The organism is Bradyrhizobium sp. MOS003 (genome assembly GCF_003020125.1).
In the GTDB taxonomy this organism is placed as follows: Bacteria; Pseudomonadota; Alphaproteobacteria; order Rhizobiales; family Xanthobacteraceae; genus Bradyrhizobium.
In genome coordinates this window covers 1740723-1755452 of sequence record NZ_PYFW01000001.1, presented here as the reverse complement: position 1 = coordinate 1755452, position 14730 = coordinate 1740723, and the positions used below count along the sequence as shown (strand labels likewise).

The 14730-nt window shown below is 65.3% G+C and carries 17 protein-coding genes; all 17 read right to left on the bottom strand.

Translation table 11 applies throughout. The annotated features are described in order from the left end of the window. Positions 1 to 186: 186 nt before the first annotated feature. The 17 genes from C7G42_RS08520 to C7G42_RS08440 all read right to left on the bottom strand — a co-directional run bounded on the left by C7G42_RS08520 (position 187) and on the right by C7G42_RS08440 (position 14725). Positions 187 to 645: a hypothetical protein gene (locus C7G42_RS08520; RefSeq protein ID WP_106948478.1), complete on the bottom strand. Its 459-nt coding sequence runs from the start codon at positions 643 to 645 to the stop codon at positions 187 to 189. Then, positions 642 to 1154 carry a flagellar biosynthesis protein FlgN gene (locus tag C7G42_RS08515; RefSeq protein ID WP_106948477.1) on the bottom strand — a complete coding sequence of 171 codons (513 nt, stop codon included), beginning with the start codon at positions 1152 to 1154 and terminating at the stop codon, positions 642 to 644. Before C7G42_RS08515 ends, C7G42_RS08520 begins: the two co-directional genes overlap by 4 nt. A gap of 42 nt (positions 1155 to 1196) precedes the next feature. Next, a complete protein-coding gene (locus tag C7G42_RS08510; protein WP_199580706.1) occupies positions 1197 to 1673 on the bottom strand; it encodes a rod-binding protein in 477 nt (158 codons plus the stop codon). Beyond that, a complete protein-coding gene (locus C7G42_RS08505; RefSeq protein WP_106948905.1) occupies positions 1670 to 2059 on the bottom strand; it encodes a hypothetical protein in 390 nt (129 codons plus the stop codon). Before C7G42_RS08505 ends, C7G42_RS08510 begins: the two co-directional genes overlap by 4 nt. Before the next feature lie 37 nt (positions 2060 to 2096). Then, the gene (fliR, locus tag C7G42_RS08500) at positions 2097 to 2849 is read right to left on the bottom strand and encodes a flagellar biosynthesis protein FliR (protein WP_106948475.1); all 753 of its coding nucleotides are present in this window, start codon (positions 2847 to 2849) and stop codon (positions 2097 to 2099) included. After that, positions 2846 to 4927: a flagellar biosynthesis protein FlhA gene (gene flhA, locus C7G42_RS08495; RefSeq protein WP_106948474.1), complete on the bottom strand. Its 2082-nt coding sequence runs from the start codon at positions 4925 to 4927 to the stop codon at positions 2846 to 2848. Before flhA ends, fliR begins: the two co-directional genes overlap by 4 nt. Positions 4928 to 5002: 75 nt before the next feature. Next, positions 5003 to 5269 (bottom strand): flagellar biosynthesis protein FliQ, encoded by a 267-nt coding sequence (fliQ, locus tag C7G42_RS08490; RefSeq protein WP_008130649.1) that lies wholly within the window; start codon positions 5267 to 5269, stop codon positions 5003 to 5005. Then, positions 5266 to 5676, bottom strand: coding sequence for a flagellar hook assembly protein FlgD (gene flgD / locus C7G42_RS08485; protein ID WP_094893655.1), 411 nt, complete (start codon positions 5674 to 5676; stop codon positions 5266 to 5268). The genes fliQ and flgD overlap by 4 nt, the downstream gene beginning before the upstream one ends. Before the next feature lie 14 nt (positions 5677 to 5690). After that, on the bottom strand, positions 5691 to 6101 hold the full coding sequence (flbT, locus tag C7G42_RS08480) for a flagellar biosynthesis repressor FlbT (protein ID WP_106948473.1): 411 nt from the start codon (positions 6099 to 6101) through the stop codon (positions 5691 to 5693). Then, positions 6101 to 6445, bottom strand: coding sequence for a flagellar biosynthesis regulator FlaF (gene flaF, locus C7G42_RS08475; RefSeq protein WP_162308721.1), 345 nt, complete (start codon positions 6443 to 6445; stop codon positions 6101 to 6103). Before flaF ends, flbT begins: the two co-directional genes overlap by 1 nt. 55 nt (positions 6446 to 6500) lie before the next feature. Continuing rightward, a complete protein-coding gene (locus C7G42_RS08470; RefSeq protein WP_106948472.1) occupies positions 6501 to 7547 on the bottom strand; it encodes a flagellar hook-associated family protein in 1047 nt (348 codons plus the stop codon). 3 nt (positions 7548 to 7550) lie between these two features. After that, positions 7551 to 9029, bottom strand: a complete 1479-nt coding sequence (gene flgK / locus C7G42_RS08465; protein ID WP_106948471.1) for a flagellar hook-associated protein FlgK — start codon at positions 9027 to 9029, stop codon at positions 7551 to 7553. Positions 9030 to 9062: 33 nt separating this feature from the next. After that, on the bottom strand, positions 9063 to 10295 hold the full coding sequence (locus C7G42_RS08460) for a flagellar hook protein FlgE (RefSeq protein ID WP_106948470.1): 1233 nt from the start codon (positions 10293 to 10295) through the stop codon (positions 9063 to 9065). A 90-nt stretch (positions 10296 to 10385) separates the two neighbouring features. Next, positions 10386 to 10967, bottom strand: coding sequence for a transglycosylase SLT domain-containing protein (locus C7G42_RS08455; protein WP_106948469.1), 582 nt, complete (start codon positions 10965 to 10967; stop codon positions 10386 to 10388). Further along, positions 10918 to 12240 (bottom strand): flagellar hook-length control protein FliK, encoded by a 1323-nt coding sequence (gene fliK / locus C7G42_RS08450; RefSeq protein WP_106948468.1) that lies wholly within the window; start codon positions 12238 to 12240, stop codon positions 10918 to 10920. The genes C7G42_RS08455 and fliK overlap by 50 nt, the downstream gene beginning before the upstream one ends. Then, positions 12237 to 13415 (bottom strand): chemotaxis protein, encoded by a 1179-nt coding sequence (locus tag C7G42_RS08445; RefSeq protein WP_106948467.1) that lies wholly within the window; start codon positions 13413 to 13415, stop codon positions 12237 to 12239. Before C7G42_RS08445 ends, fliK begins: the two co-directional genes overlap by 4 nt. Beyond that, entirely contained in the window at positions 13412 to 14725 is a 1314-nt protein-coding gene (locus C7G42_RS08440; protein WP_106948466.1) for a MotB family protein, read from the bottom strand. Before C7G42_RS08440 ends, C7G42_RS08445 begins: the two co-directional genes overlap by 4 nt. Between the last annotated feature and the right edge of the window lie 5 nt (positions 14726 to 14730).

Below are 14730 nucleotides of genomic sequence, written 5' to 3'. Positions count from 1 at the left end.
GCGGAGGCCGTTTCGCGTTTGGCGGCGGCGAGCAAAGCGCACGCCTCGTCCTTCGAGACGGCGCTGACGCGCTTCCTCAGGATGAGGCTAATCGGTCCCCGGTGCGCCTGAAACTAGAGCCGCCCATTCCGTCCTCATCCTGAGGAGCCGCATAGCGGCGTCTCGAAGGATGGCAGCAGAAAGGAGCTACGGCTTCTGCTGGAATTCTTCCTTGGAGACGTAATTGAAGTCCTCGACCAGGACGTCCTGGACGACTTCAGCCTGCATCCGCTCGTTGACGCGCTGCTTGATGGCGGTCGTCAGGATGGAGAGGTCGTAACGAGCGAGCTTCCTGAAATCGAGACGCTCGTCGGCATAGATCCTGCGGAAGGCCTCGTCGACGACGAACGGCTCCGGCGGAACGTTGAGCTGATGCAGGGTCCGCGCCTCCACGGTGTAGACGAAGCGCGCGACGATATAGCCCTGCACGTTGCCGTTCTCGACCATGGGCACGCTCAACGCCCGCGTCTTCTGGTATTGCAGGCCGTCGAGATATTCGTCCTTCGCCGGCAGCAGGCTGCCGATTTCCTTCCAATAGGCCACGCCATAGCTCGTGCCCGCGGTGAGGATGCATACCCAAAGCCCGGCCAGCACCAGTCTGATCATGTTCCGTCCTGCGCCGCACGACCGGTATAGGTGCCGTCGGACTCGGCTTCCTTGATCGCCTTGACGATGACGCTCGCGATCTCGCGCACCGCGTCGTAGTGCATTTCGAGGATCGAGCGATTCCGCTCCAGCTTCTCGCGCAGCCGCTGGATTTCCTCGGTGACCTCGACGTCGCCGCCGAGATGCATTCGCGCCCGCATCAGGCGGATGAATTCGAGCATGCTGCGGCTCTTCCGCGCGCTGAAATCGTCGAAGTCGATCTTCTGGCGCGTCGCGAGCGCGACCGTCTCCTCCTCGACGATGCTCTCGAGCCGGCGGATCGCCGACAGCAGGCCGCGCACTTCATCCGATCTCGCCGCATCCGCGCCGTCGACCACGGCCTCGTCGCTCACGACCGGCAGCAGCACGGGCAGCAGCGCATCGCCCGCTGCTGCCTCCGTCGTCGTCACCCCGGTGTCCGCGACCGGCTGTTGGATCACCATGGCCGCCGCGCTGTCTTGTGCCTGCATAGGAAATTCACCCTTCAACTTCTGTCACCCGTTCGCCGATCATCATCCGGCCTTGGCGCCACCGTTCGGCGCCGCCGCATTCGCGGCCGCCAGTTGCTTGGCGATGCCAATGCCGTTGCCCTTTGCCAGCTGGCTGCCAAGTTGCTCCGCCAGCATCGACTTCCAGACGCCGCCGGCCGTGCCCTTGCCAAAGATCTGCTCGGATTCCTTCGGCAACATCGTCTCGACGAAGGTCTGGAGGATGAATGCCTCGAACTTCCGGTACACCTCGCCGGATGCCGGCGCCTTGATCATCCGCACCGGCGCCCCGTTCACCGCATCCGACGGCGCCTCGGAGACCTTCGTCGCGGGCTGCTCGGCAGCAGCCGCCACCTTGCCGGCCTCCGCGTCCATCGTGGCGGCGAAATCGGCGCCTGAGGATTTCAACGCGTCGAGTTTCGCGGTCGCCGCGCGCTGGGTCACGGGATCGGCGGCGTCGAGGACGTCGAGAACGAGATCGGGTGTTGCGGTCACGATCATGGCTTGTTCCGGTTGGCTGGCGGTGGCGTCCACGCGCGCACGGCTGGGCTTATTCCCGTCATCTCCTCGAGGAACCGCTTTTCCGCGTCACGGAGCTTGTCGGCCAGCGCCGCCTTCGCGACCTGCTCGAGCTGCTTGACACGGCGGCTCTCGGCGCGGATCTGGTCGAGCTGCTGAGCGGCCTGCGCCTGAATCGCGCGCGCACCGACGCTCGTCCTGTTCAGGCGCCGCGCGATCGAATCGCTCGACGAGCCCGCCGGCGGCTTGCCGTCGTTCAGGGCGCCCACCAGCCATTCCTGCTCGTCCTGCAGGCTTCTGTCCTGCTGCCGCAGCTGCGCGAGCTGCCATTCGGACAGCCGGAGCTGGAGCTTCACCAGCGACACCATCCGGCCGAGCTTGTCCGCGCGCGAAATGGTCACGGCGTCACTCCGCCAGCCAGGTCGAGAGGCCGAGCATGAATTGCGTCAGCAGCTCGTCGCTCGTGAGGTAGAGCAGCAGGAACCCGCCGAACAGCACGAAGGGCACCGAGATGAAATAGACCGGGATCGCCGGCGTCAGCTTGTTGATCAGGCTGACCGCCAAATTGACGATCACCGAATAGACGATGAAGGGGCTCGCGATCCGCAGCGTCAGCACGAACGCTTCCGACAGGCGGCCGACGAGCAGGTCAAGCGCCATGCCACCGCCGAGCCTGTCGCCGGGACGCCAGACGTCGTAGGAATTCATCAGCCCGCGCAGGACCTGCCAATGCTGGTCGGTCATGAAGAACAGCGTGGTGACCGACACCATGATCAGCGGCACCAGCGCCGGCGCCGGATCGCTGTCGGCGACCGGCGTCCCCGGAATGTTGCTGAGCCCGATCGCACTCGCCATCACGGTCGCCATGGTCTGGAGCGCGAGGAAGAACACCCGTCCGCCGAGCCCGATGACGCTGCCGACCACGAGCTCTGAGCAGATCAGGAGCGCCAGCGTCAGCGGCGCGGCGTTGTCGGTGAGAGGTTTCAGCACCGCGATCAGGATCGGCGTCAGCGCGAAGGTGGTGACGAGCGCCACGAACAGGCGGACCTGGGCCGGAACGTTGACGCTGGAAAAGCCGGGCACCAGCATCAGGCAGGCGCCGATGCGGCAGAACACGATGAACGTCACCAGCACGCTATCGGCAAGGCCGCTGATCACGACACGGCTCCGAGCGCCCTGATCTCGGCGCTGCGGGCGACCTCGACATGCGACAGGATCGGCAGGGTCGGAAACACCCGCTCCAGGATCATCCGGACATAGGGCCGCGCTTCCGGCGTCACCGCCAGCACGACGCTGGTGCCGTTCTCGGTGAACTTGCGGATCGCGGCGCTGGCTTCGGTCGCGAACTGCTCGATCAGGCGCGGATCGGCGTCGAATTCGACGACGTCGCCCTTGCCGTCGCGCTTCAGGCTCTGGTGAAACGCCAGGTCCCAACGGTTGCCGAGCCTGACGACGTTGAGCACGCCGTTGTCGGAGAGGTCGCCGCAGATCTGCTGCGCAAGCCGGGTCCGCACGTGCTCGGCGACCTGCTCGGAGCGCCGTACGTGAGGCGCGATCTCGGCGATCGCCTCGAGGATGAGGTGAAGATTGCGGATGGAGACGCGCTCGGCCAGCAGGATCTTCAGGATCGCCAGCAGGCCAGAATAGGAGATCTGCGACGGGCACAGATCCTCGACGAGGCGCTTATACTCGGGATCGAGCCGGTCGAGCAGGGCGCGCATGTCCTTGTAGGACAGGAGCTGGGCGAGGTTCGCTCTGAGCACTTCACTCAAATGCGTGAGCAGCACCGACAGATTGTCGACCGGCTTGCAGCCCTGCCGCTTGACTTCGTCCGTGAAGGCTTCCGTCACCCACAGCGCCTTCATGCCGAAAGCGGGTTCGACCACCTCTTCGCCGGGCACGTCGGGCTTGCCGTCCTTGTCGACCAGCACCAGCACCTCGCCGAGCCTGAGCTCGCCGTGGGCGACGCGGGTGTCGTGGATCCGGATCTGGTAGCCCTTGGGGTCGATCGACAGATTGTCGCTGAGCTTGATCTCGGGAATGACGAAGCCGTACTGCTTTGCGAACTTCTTGCGGATCTTGGCGACGCGGTGGGCGAGCTCGGTGCGCGAGCCCAGCAGATGGACCGAAAGATGGCCACCGAGCGAAAGCTCGATCTCGGCCGTCTTGAGCTGGTCCTTGACCGATTCCTTGGCTTCGGCTTGGGCGCGCTCGTCGGCCTTGCGCACATCCTCTTTCCGCTCCCGCGCGGCCTGTCGCCTCGGCAAGGTGTAGCCGACGAAGGCCATGACGCCGCCCAGCAGCACGAACGGCGCCATCGGCAGCCCCGGCATCAAGGCGAGCACGAACATCATCAACGACGCCGCCGACACAGCGCGCGGATAGCCGCCGAGCTGCCGCAGCACGGCCTGCTCCGCCGAACCCCTGGTGCCGCCCTTTGAGACCAGCAGGCCCGCCGACAGCGACACGATCAGCGCCGGCATCTGCGTGACCAGACCGTCTCCCACGGAGAGCTTGGTGTAGACGTCCGCGGCGCGCGAGAGCGACAGCCCGTGATGGGTGACGCCGATGACGATGCCGCCGAAGATGTTGATCGCGGTGATGATCAGGCCGGCGATGGCATCGCCGCGAACGAATTTGGAGGCGCCGTCCATGGCGCCGAAGAACGCGCTTTCTTCTTCGAGCTCGCGGCGCCGGCGCTGGGCTTCCTTGTCGTCGATCAGGCCCGCCGACAGATCGGCGTCGATAGCCATCTGCTTGCCGGGGATGGCGTCGAGGGTGAAACGGGCGCCGACTTCGGCGATACGCGTCGCGCCCTTGGTGATCACGACGAAATTCACGGTGACCAGGATGGCGAAGATGATCAGGCCGATGACGAAGTCGCCGCCCATGACGAATTTTGAGAAGCCGGCGACGACGTGGCCGGCGGCCTGCTCGCCCTCCCCGCCGCGCGACAGGATCAGGCGGGTGGTCGCGACGTTCAGCGCCAGCCGAAGGATCGTCGCGATCAGCAGCACGGTCGGGAAGGCCGAGAAGTCGAGCGGCCGCTGGATCCACAGCGCGACCATCAGGATCAGCGCCGACAGTGCGATCGAGAACGCAAGGCCGAGATCGATCAGGATCGGCGGGATCGGCAGGAACAGGATCGTGAGCATCGCCACGATACCGCCGGCGAAGAAGGCGTCGGCCCCCAATCGTCGTGGGGTCGGCAGGCTAGCAGCTAACGTATCGGCCATGGGTCACCGGCAGAGGGTCCACCTCCAATCTGCCCCGCAAAGCTTACGCGGGGATGGTGCCGGGTCCCGCGCGGATCAGAAGCCGCGCTCGATATGCGAATAGACCATCTCGGTGAAGGTGGAGAGATGCGCGCCGATGAAGGAGCCGGAGATGGCGACCACCACGAGAATGACGATGATCTTCGGAACGAAGGTCAGCGTCACCTCCTGGATCTGGGTCAGGGCCTGGATCAGCGCGATGATGGTGCCGACCAGCATCGCGGCGCCGACCGCGGGCCCGGAAGCGACGATGATGGTCCAGATCGCCGCCTGGACGATGTCGAGAGCGTCCCGTTCGTTCATGACTGGCTGATCGTGAGTCCCGGCCCGACCGCGACCTTGGTGCCGTTCTCGAGGGTCGCGATGGAGCCGTCGGCGTTGATGGAGACCGAAACGACCTTGCCGCTGAAGCTCGCGCCGGTGGCGTCGGTGAAGCTGACGGTCTTGCCGATCAGGCCGTTGGCCTGCGACAACGACTGCGAGGACAGCAGCGCATCCAGCTTCGAATTGGTCTGCATGGCCTGCTCGACCGTCGAGAGCTGCGCGAACTGGCTCATATATTGCGAGGTATCCATCGGATTGGTCGGATCCTGGTTCTTCATCTCGGCGACGAGAAGCTGAAGAAACGTGTTGTAGTCGACGCTGTTGCTCGCGGTCGGATTGGGGGAGCCGGTCGAACTGGATTTGTCGGTCGCGCTGGTGACGTTCATGTGCCTCTCCGCTGTCAGGCAGCCTGGAATGGGGACTCGGTGATGGTACCGGCCAGGATGGCCTGCTCCACCGGGAACAGGGCCCGGATCCGCTTGAGCGCCTCGAAGTAGCGGGTCGCCCCGACCAGTTCGTCGACAGCGCCCAGTCCGTCCAGCATCTCGCGGCTCTCGCACACGGCGCACAGCGCCGCGTGATGCTGTCCATAGAGCGCCGCGGCGTCGCGGATATCGGTCGGGTTCATCAGCATGAGCTGGACGATGAAGTAGAGCTGCCGCAGCGCCGTGGTGGCGTCGGAGGCTTGCATGACCTGCCCTTCGAGCAGGAACATCACGTCGTTGACGAGCTCGACGGAGACCTTGCGGTCCACGCGCAGCACCGCGCCGTTGATGTAGATCCGTTCGCCCGCGCGCAAGGAGATCTTCATCAGAGAGCGTCTCGGATCAGGCGGTTGATCTCGATGAGCTGCATCACGTCGTTCGACCTCTCCTCGCGAAGGCGATCGGCTTCCTTGACGACCCACAAGCCGATCGAGATGATGTCGGCGCGCAGCTTGTCCGGGAGACCGTTTTCCGGATGCGAGAGATCCTCGATGAAGATCGTCCACAGCCGCCGCACATAGAGCAGGCTCTCGACCAGATCCTCGAGGCGGAACACGCCTCGCTGAAGCCGCTCGAGCCGGTCGATGCCGAGGCTGAGCGCCTGCCGCTCGCGGCCCCGGGCCTCGTAACCGCTCTCGTCGACGACCGATTCATAGGCTTCAAACGTCATCAGCATCACTCTGCGCAGGAGACCGGATAACAGGACGAGGCTGCGAGCCTCGGCTCTAGAGATAGTTGATGAGGCTGATCTGCTGGAGCTGCGAGGTCAGCGCCAGCGCCGTCTTGATCTGGGTCTGCAGAGTGTTGACGCGGACCGAGGCCTCGGTCGGATCGACCGCCTCCAGCTTGACGATCTGGTCGTTGAGGATGTCCTTCTGGATCTTCAGCTTCTCGGTTGCGCCGGTGACGCGTTGCTGGATCGAGCCGACGGTGCCGCCGAGCACTGCGAGATCGTTGATCGCACCGCTGACCAGACCGATCGCCTTGTCGACGATGACCTGAAACGTGTCCTTGCTCAGGCTCGTGTTGCCGAGATCGGTGAGCATGGTGTAGGCCTCGGCGAGCTTGCGGAAGCCGGGCTGGTTGGCACTGACCGAGCTGTCGACGACCTCGGTCGTGGAGATGCGGCTCGACAGCGTCTGGTCCGTGGCCGACGACCAGTTGGTGTTCCAGGCCGGGCTCGCGAACTCGGCGTCAAAGGTAGTGTCGAGGAAATTCTGCATCTGCGCCGGCGTGATCGTGGTCACGCCGGGGGCGGACTGCGAGAAGCCGAACGATGCCAGGAAGTCCGCATCGACCTGGTTCTTGCTGGCCGAGCCGGCCGTGTAGTTCGTGATGGGCACGGTCTGCGTGTTGATCCCGCCGAACAGATACGACCCGTTGTAGGAAACGTTGAGCGCGCCGATGACGTCCTGAAGGTTCGCGGACGCGCTCGGCATGATGATCTTCGCGCCGCTCTCGGCGTCGCGGGCCGCGATCAGGTTCTTGAGGAATTCCGACGCGGTCTTGCCGAGCTGCGTGATCCGGTTCTGGGTCACGTCGAGCCGCCCCGCAACCAGCTCGTTGGTGTCGACGAGCTGATCGGCGAAGTTGAAATCGGCCCGCAGCGCCACGTCGCGGCCCGTCCCCGTGCCGAGCTCGAGGCCGACATCCGCGAAACGGCCGGTGGTCGCCTCCTTCGAGGCCTTGGTCAGCGCGCTCTGGTTGTTCGTGATCGACGACCTCAACGACGAAGACAGCATCAGGGTCGAGACATAGTTCGCGCTCATCATGACTTAGTTCCCCACGGCAGCCAGCAGGCTCTGCAGCATCTCATCGACGGTGGAAATGATCTTCGACGACGCCGAATAGGTGCGCTCGACCTGGAGCATCAACGCCATCTCGTCGTCCATATTGACGCCGCTGACGTTGGACAGCGCCGCGGTGCTGCGGTCGAGCAACGTGTTCTGGTACTGGACGTTGTCGTCGGCCGTCTTGCGCTGGCTTTCGATCCAGCTCGCCGAAGAGGACGCGAACTCGATCACGCTGCCGCTCGGCTTGCCCTGAGCCGTGGCGTCGAACGGCTGCGAGGCGCCCATGTTGTTGATCAGCTGCTGGAGCCGCGTCGAGAAGCCGGCATTGCCTGTCGTGTTGTAGTTGAAGGCCGGAAGACCGCTGATGGCGCCGTCGCGCAGCAGATTCGGGTTTCCGCCCACGGCCGGATCGGCCGAGGCGGCGACCGCGATCTGGCCCGCGAGGCCCACCGAGATCGTGGCGCTCGCAGGCATCGCGGGCGCGCCGGGATAGGTGAACAGGCCGGGCCGGTCCGCCAGCGTCGGGACGGCCGACTGGTCGCTTTCCTTGAAGGCGTCGATCAGGCCGCGCGCGATTTCGTCGAGCTGGCTCTGATACGTGACCGTGTCCTTGTCGCGCAGCTGGGCAAGGCCGGCGAGCTTGCCGGACTTGAGCGGCATGACGGAATTGGCGCCGGTCACGGGCACGCCGTCGATGAAGACGGCATTGCCCGTGGTGCCTGCAGTGTAGGCGTTGGTCGGCGCAAAGCTCACGGTCCGCGCAATCTTGTCGAACAGCACGACGCCGCTGTCGGTATAGAGCGCGGCGTCTCCATTGGCCCGGATCGACATCGAGACCCCGGTCTCCTGCGACAGCCTGGAGACGATGCTGTCGCGCTGGTCTAGATAATCGGTGACGTCGTCGCCGGAGATCGTGCCCTTCACGATTGCCGTGTTGACGGTCTGGAACTGGGACAGCAGCTGGTTGATGTTGGCGACCGAATTCGCCATGTCGGCGTCGGCGCCCTCGCGCACCGACTGCACCGTCTTGGTGGCCTGGTTAAGTGCGGTCGCCATGTCCTTGGCGGACGTCACGGCGGCCTGCGCCAGGGTCGCGTTATCGGTGGAGTTGGCGTATTGCTGCAGCGCCTGCTTCAACTTGTTGAGCTGAGCAGTCGGCGACTGCTCGAGCTCGGGATCGTCCACCGTCGCGGCCGCGATCTTCTGCAAACCGTCATAGATCACGCTCTGCTTGGCCGACGACGAGGTCGCGGTCAGCACGTTCGAATACAGGCCAGAACTGGCCGCACGCTGGATCGCCGCGACATAGACGCCGGTGCCGGGGAGGTTGTCCAGCACGGCGATCTTGCGCGAATAGCCGGTGGCGCTGGCACCGGCGATGTTGCGCGAGATCGTCGACGACTGAATGCCCGACGCCATGAGCGAGGCGCGAGCGGAGTCGAGAGCGGCGGTAAGGGACATGATCTGCTCTTGCCGGGGGTGAGCGCCGAAAAATCAGCGCTTCAGGTTGACGACGACGTCGAGCAGGTCGGCGCCCGTCTGGAACGATTTCGAGTTGGCGGTGAAGCCGCGCTGCGCCTCGATCATCCCGGTGAGCTCGTCCGCGAGATCGACGTTGGAGTCCTCCAGTGCGCCGGACTGGACTGTGCCGAGCCCGCCGGTGCCGGCATTCCCGGCCTGCGCATTGCCGGAGTTCATGTTGGTCGAATAGACGTTGCCCGGCTCGGGCGTCAGATTGTCGGGGCTTGCGACGTCGGCGAGCATGATGGTGTAGAGCGTCGTCTGCTGCCCGTTCTTGAGCACGGCTGTAACGTATCCGTTCTCGTCGACATCGATCTTGTCGATCGCTGAGGGGACGCTGCCGTTGAGGGTCGCCTTGAAGCTGAAGTCGGCACCAACCTGTGTCATGTTCGACAGGTCCATGGTCAGCGCGGCACCGCCCGGGACTGTCACGGTGAGGCCCGTCGGGCTCGCAGCTGCCAGCGCGCCCTTTCCGGCCGCGGTGGTGTCGAAGGTGAACGTGGTGGCGGCGCCGAGCGAGGTGCCGGTTGCGGAATCGTAGAGCTGAACCTGCCAGGCGTCGGAGCCGGCAGCCGTCGCGGTGTGGGACATATAGACGTCGAGCGTAACCGCCTGACCGATGTTGTTGTAGGCGACCATCGAGCTCTTCGACGAATATGACGCCGGACCGGGCGGACCGGCAATGACGGCCGCCTTCGGATCGAGATTGCCGGTCGTGAGCGTGCCCGCCGTCGACGGCACCGGCACCTGCGAGACCTGGGCGATGTTGACGATCTGCATTCCAGCCAGGCTGTTCTGCGAGAAATTCGTCACTTTGCCGGGCTGACCCAGAAGGTAGTAGCCGGCCGCGTTGACGAGGTTGCCCTGAGCGTCCGGCACGAACGAGCCGGCGCGCGTCAGGAATTGCTGCGTGTTGTTGGCGTTCGCGACGACGAAGAAGCCGTTGCCTTGCACGGCAAGGTCCGTGGACGACGTCGTGAACTGCGTATGCCCGGCATCGCTGATGGCGTAACGGACGGTGGTCTCGACAGCGCCGGAGTCGTAATTGCCGGAGCCGCTCTTCAGGATCAGTGAGGAGAATTCGGTCGAAGCCCGCTTGTAACCTGTGGTGTTGACGTTGGCGATGTTGTCCGAAACCGTCGACAGCTTGTTGGACTGCGCGCTCATGCCGGAAACGCCGGTGCGCATAACACCATACAGGCTCATGAAGTGGGCTCCTTTGCTAGGTTGCAGTTACAATGGGGGATCTTGCTTGCGCGGGGCTGATGGTTCGGGACCATTCACAACTTCAAATCGTCACGTCGTTTTCGGCTGACAGAACGAGCGCGCCTTGTCGGTCCAGGCGCCGAAGCCGCTCGACACCAGGTGAGCCACGATGTGACAGACATAGCGCTTCTGCGCCGGCTGGTTGTTGGGGCCGGCATTGTAGCGGGCCACCGCCATGGTCCAGCTGCCCTCGCGCTGCTTCAGCTCTTTCAGGAAGCGCGCGGCATATTCGACGTTCCTGGCGGGATCGAACATGGCGCGCACCGAGGCGAACTTGTCGCCGTGATAGTAATGGTTGATCTGCATGCAGCCGAGATCGATCAGCTTGATGCCCTTGCTGCGCATGGCCTGGAAATTTGCGATCGCATCATCCATGTCCTTGGCGAATACGGTCTGGCCGTCGGCGCCGAGGGCGTAAGGATGCAGCGCGCCACGACGGCCGGTCTCGGTGAGGCCGACCGCATAGAGAATGCCGAGCGGAATCCCATGCTGCTGGGCCGCGCGCGCCATCTCGCGTTCGCAGGGGCGCGCGCCGTCGGTGGCCGCGGCCGCAGCGCCCGCGTTACAGATAAACAGGGCCGCGACGAAGATGCGGCGCCACGTCCTGGTCATGACGGGTCTCCTGACTGGGCTGGTGCTCCTGGCGGGCCTGCTTCGCGCCGCCGTCGGATTGGCCCGACGACGTGCCTGCGCCGCCGAACGTACCTTGCGACTGCGACGAGGGCTGTTGCTGGCCCGAGAGCTGCGGCTGCGACTGGCCGGAGCCGCTCGGGAATCCGTCCAGCGAGCCGTGTTGCACGGGGGCGACGTCGGCGACATAGCCCGCCGACTGCATGAGATCGCGGATCTGGTCGCGCTGCTGATCCAACATCTGGCTGGTGTCCTTGCGCGCGGCCGCGAGGTGGACCGACACTTCGGTGCCAACGAGACGAAGGCGCACGGTGACGTTGCCGAGCGCGGGCGGCTCGAGATTGATGGTCAGGATCTTGAGCGGCTGATCGGGCGCATTGGTCTGGGATGCCGAGAGATCGGGCGCTGCGGACGCCGCCGGGCCCGTGGAGTCCTTCAGCTCGGCGACGACCGCATTTGCGACCTGTTGCGGAGCGTTGAACTGCGCCGGAGGCAGATGCGTCTCCTGCTGGACCACGGTGACCTTGGTCGTCTCGGGTAATGCGTCACGCGTCGAGACCTTGGCGGCGCGTTCGACATTGGCCGTGACGGCCTCGAAGCCTGATGCCGCGGGCATGGCTTTGGCGGAGGCATCGCTGCCCGGCTGTGCGGCCGCGGCTTGCGAGGTCCCGCCTTGCGCACGCGCGCCGGTCGGAACTGCGGCCGATGGCGCGGAATCCGCCGTACTTGCCTTTGCCATGCCGGCGGCCGGAGCTTCGCGCCTCGCGCCGGATGAGCGCTCCTCGCGCGCGTCTTTCTTGTCGCCCGACTGCGACGGCATCGACGTCTTTACAGCCGATGCAGCAATGAGATCCTGTCCCACGATCGCGGCAACGTTCGGGCGATTGGAGACGTCCGGCTTCGGCTCATGGCCGACCGGACCTTGCGTCTCCGAGGATTTGCCGGTCGTCTGGTCGCCGGACCCAATCACGTCAATCGCCTCGGTGCGATCGTCCGTCTCGTCTTTCGACTTGTCCTTGCCCGCCGGGTGGGCGAGACGCGTGCGCAGCGTTCCGGCCTTCGCGGTCGTGTCGCTGCCCTCATCGTTCAGTGCCTGCTTGGCAAGGCTCGAGACGGTGTGGAGCAGATCGTTGAACGACGAGCCGCCCTGCGATTTGGCCCCGGCGCTTTTCGCCGACCGCGACGTCCCGCGAATGTTGAGGCTCTCGGCGAGACCCGAGAAAATTTGGCCGGAGGTTCCACTGAGCTTGGTCATGGACGGCGGTCCCTGGTCAGGAGTTCGAGTTCGCCGAGTTTCTTATGCGCGCGCGCCAGCGTTACGGTCGATGACGCCAGATCGAGACGCGCCGGCGTTGCCGGAGGTTTATCGGCAGCAGTGGCGGATCCGCCCGGAAGCGGCTTGCGAACATCGAGCGCGAGCTGCACCGTGGCATTCAGAAGGGGGACGTCCCGCTCGGGCAGCTTCGACCGGTCGAGTGCCTTCAGCTCGGCGAGACCGCCCTCATATTCGTCGGTGAGCGCCCGTGCGACGCCGCGGAAGAAATGCGCCCGCTCGCGCTCCGCCGAGGCGTCGGCGCTGAGCGTCAGCGCCCGTTCGCCGGCAAGCCGCGTCACGGCCAGCTGTCCGCGCAGCATCGCCGCGCGCGCGATCACGAGATAGAGCTTGAGGCGGCCCGCGCGCTCGATCTGCTCGAGCAGCGCTGCGATCCGCGCGAAGCGACGCTCGTCGAGCGCAAGACTCGATTGCGCCAGTCCTGTGGAGAAGCGCTGCCAGAAATCGCCGGCATAGATCGAGTTGCGGTAGTGGCGGATATAGGCCAGCGTCAGGAACTCGAACTTGTCGAAATCCTCCGCCTGCCCCACCAGCAGGATCTCGCGGCGCAAGGCCGCCTCCTCCACCAGCGTGCCGGGCAGGAGCAGCCGGGCGTCGTCAAGACGTTCGATCGCGAGTGATGCCTCGGCGCGCGCGAACAGCGCGCCCTGGACCAGCGCGACCTGTCCGCCGAGACCCGATGACAGCGTCCGCGGCTTGACATCCTTGAGCAGCTCCCGCGCCTCCTCCTGACGACCCTCGACATAGGCGAGCGCACCGTTGAACAACCGCTCGTCGATGTTCATCCTGTCGCGCGGCAGCTTGCGGACGATTTGCGGCGCGCCGCCGCTGAGCAGATAGATGACCGCAGCCTGGCTGTTTTGCGCATTGCTCCACACGCCGGGATCGGCGGCGAGAAATCTCTCTCCGATCTGCCGGATCAGCGTGATGTGGCTGCCATGCGCGGCGGTGTCACCATTGGCGATGCCGTCCTGCACCGCCTGCAACCCGCGGACGAGCTCATAGGGCTCGCCCGACTGGCGCGCGGGCTCCGCAAGCACGTTCGCTGCCGTGAACGGCAGGAGCAGCAATGCGACGCGGAGGAGCAGCCTGATCAAGGGCGCTTCTCACGGATCAGGATCTCGATCCGGCGGTTCTGCGCGGCCGCCGGATCGTTCGGAAGCTTCGGCCGGCGGTCGGCATAACCTTCGACATGCTCGATCCGCAGTGCGTCGACGCCGGAGCGAACCAGCATGTAATAAGCCATCTGCGCACGTGCGGTCGACAGCCGCCAATTGTCGTAAGTCTCCGAACGATACGGCCGGCTGTCGGTATGACCGCGGACGATGATCATGCCCTGGCGCTTCGTCAGCAGCGGCCCGATCTTGTCGATCACGCGGATCAGCTCGGGCCGCGGCTCGGCCGAGCCGACCGCGAACATGCCGAAGCTCGCGTCGTCGGTCAGGCTGATCAGGAGGCCCTCCTCGACCTGACGCACCTCCGCCGCCGGCCCGGCGCCCGCCTTGATGTCCGACAGCGCCTCCGCGACGGCGGCCTGAAGCTGCTTGACGGTCGGCTGCTGGGCTTGCGCCGCATCGCGCGGCTCGGGCTCCTTCGTCGAATCGCCGGGACGCGCCTGCGCGGCGGCGTTGGCTTGAATGGTGGCTTGGGCGCTGCCCTCGCGCGAGGCTTGCGCCGGCGCGGACCCGGGCGGCAGCAATGGCGACGGGTTTGCCGACGACGCATCCGCGTTCGGCGCCAGGCTTCCGCCGGCATCGTCGGCCTTGGCACGACGCTGCTGCGGCTCGCCCTGATTTGTGCCCGGCGCACCGGCGCGCGCGGAGGCATTCGGCCTGGGCTCGCTCTCGATCATGCGATCGGTATCCTTGGACGCTTGCGGCGCCAGCTTCCAATAGCCGGGGTCAAAGGGATCGCGGTAGGCATCGCCACCCTTGAAGCCATCCTCTTCGGCGGATGTCAGCGCGCCGGCACGGCGCTGTCCCGAGGATTGGTTCGCGCTGTTCGCGATCTCGGCGAGCGTCGCGTAGGGATCGCGGAACAGGACCTTCTCTTCATAGGAGGCCGGCTTCTCGGCCGTCGGCGAGTCACCGCGTCGCTCTTCGTTCGAGCCGGCCGGCTGACGCTTGCCGTCCTGACCTTCGAACGACGTCGGCTCCTTCTTGGAGAGATTCTTCAGGCCCTTCGGCGCCGGGGCATTTTCCGCGAGCTGGATCGGATTGAAATAGCTCGCGACGACCTGCTTCTGATCCTGATTGAGCGCGTTGAGCAGCCACATCACTAGGAAGAACGCCATCATCGCGGTCATGAAGTCCGCATAGGCGATCTTCCATACGCCGCCGTGATGCGCCTCTTCGGCGAAGGCACTGCGCCGGCGGACGATCACGAGCTCCTGCTTGACCTCTTCCATGGCGG

Coding starts and splice junctions, on each gene's coding strand:
- C7G42_RS08520 (WP_106948478.1), bottom strand. CDS start 645: ATGATCAGACTGGTGCTGGCCGGGCTTTGGGTATGCATCCTCACCGCG.
- fliQ (WP_008130649.1), bottom strand. CDS start 5,269: ATGAACGAACGGGACGCTCTCGACATCGTCCAGGCGGCGATCTGGACC.
- C7G42_RS08440 (WP_106948466.1), bottom strand. CDS start 14,725: ATGGAAGAGGTCAAGCAGGAGCTCGTGATCGTCCGCCGGCGCAGTGCC.
- C7G42_RS08455 (WP_106948469.1), bottom strand. CDS start 10,967: ATGACCAGGACGTGGCGCCGCATCTTCGTCGCGGCCCTGTTTATCTGT.
- flgK (WP_106948471.1), bottom strand. CDS start 9,029: ATGTCCCTTACCGCCGCTCTCGACTCCGCTCGCGCCTCGCTCATGGCG.
- C7G42_RS08505 (WP_106948905.1), bottom strand. CDS start 2,059: ATGGTGTCGCTGGTGAAGCTCCAGCTCCGGCTGTCCGAATGGCAGCTC.
- fliK (WP_106948468.1), bottom strand. CDS start 12,240: ATGACCAAGCTCAGTGGAACCTCCGGCCAAATTTTCTCGGGTCTCGCC.
- C7G42_RS08510 (WP_199580706.1), bottom strand. CDS start 1,673: ATGATCGTGACCGCAACACCCGATCTCGTTCTCGACGTCCTCGACGCC.
- flgD (WP_094893655.1), bottom strand. CDS start 5,676: ATGAACGTCACCAGCGCGACCGACAAATCCAGTTCGACCGGCTCCCCC.
- C7G42_RS08515 (WP_106948477.1), bottom strand. CDS start 1,154: ATGCAGGCACAAGACAGCGCGGCGGCCATGGTGATCCAACAGCCGGTC.
- flhA (WP_106948474.1), bottom strand. CDS start 4,927: ATGGCCGATACGTTAGCTGCTAGCCTGCCGACCCCACGACGATTGGGG.
- flaF (WP_162308721.1), bottom strand. CDS start 6,445: ATGACGTTTGAAGCCTATGAATCGGTCGTCGACGAGAGCGGTTACGAG.
- C7G42_RS08460 (WP_106948470.1), bottom strand. CDS start 10,295: ATGAGCCTGTATGGTGTTATGCGCACCGGCGTTTCCGGCATGAGCGCG.
- flbT (WP_106948473.1), bottom strand. CDS start 6,101: ATGAAGATCTCCTTGCGCGCGGGCGAACGGATCTACATCAACGGCGCG.
- C7G42_RS08470 (WP_106948472.1), bottom strand. CDS start 7,547: ATGATGAGCGCGAACTATGTCTCGACCCTGATGCTGTCTTCGTCGTTG.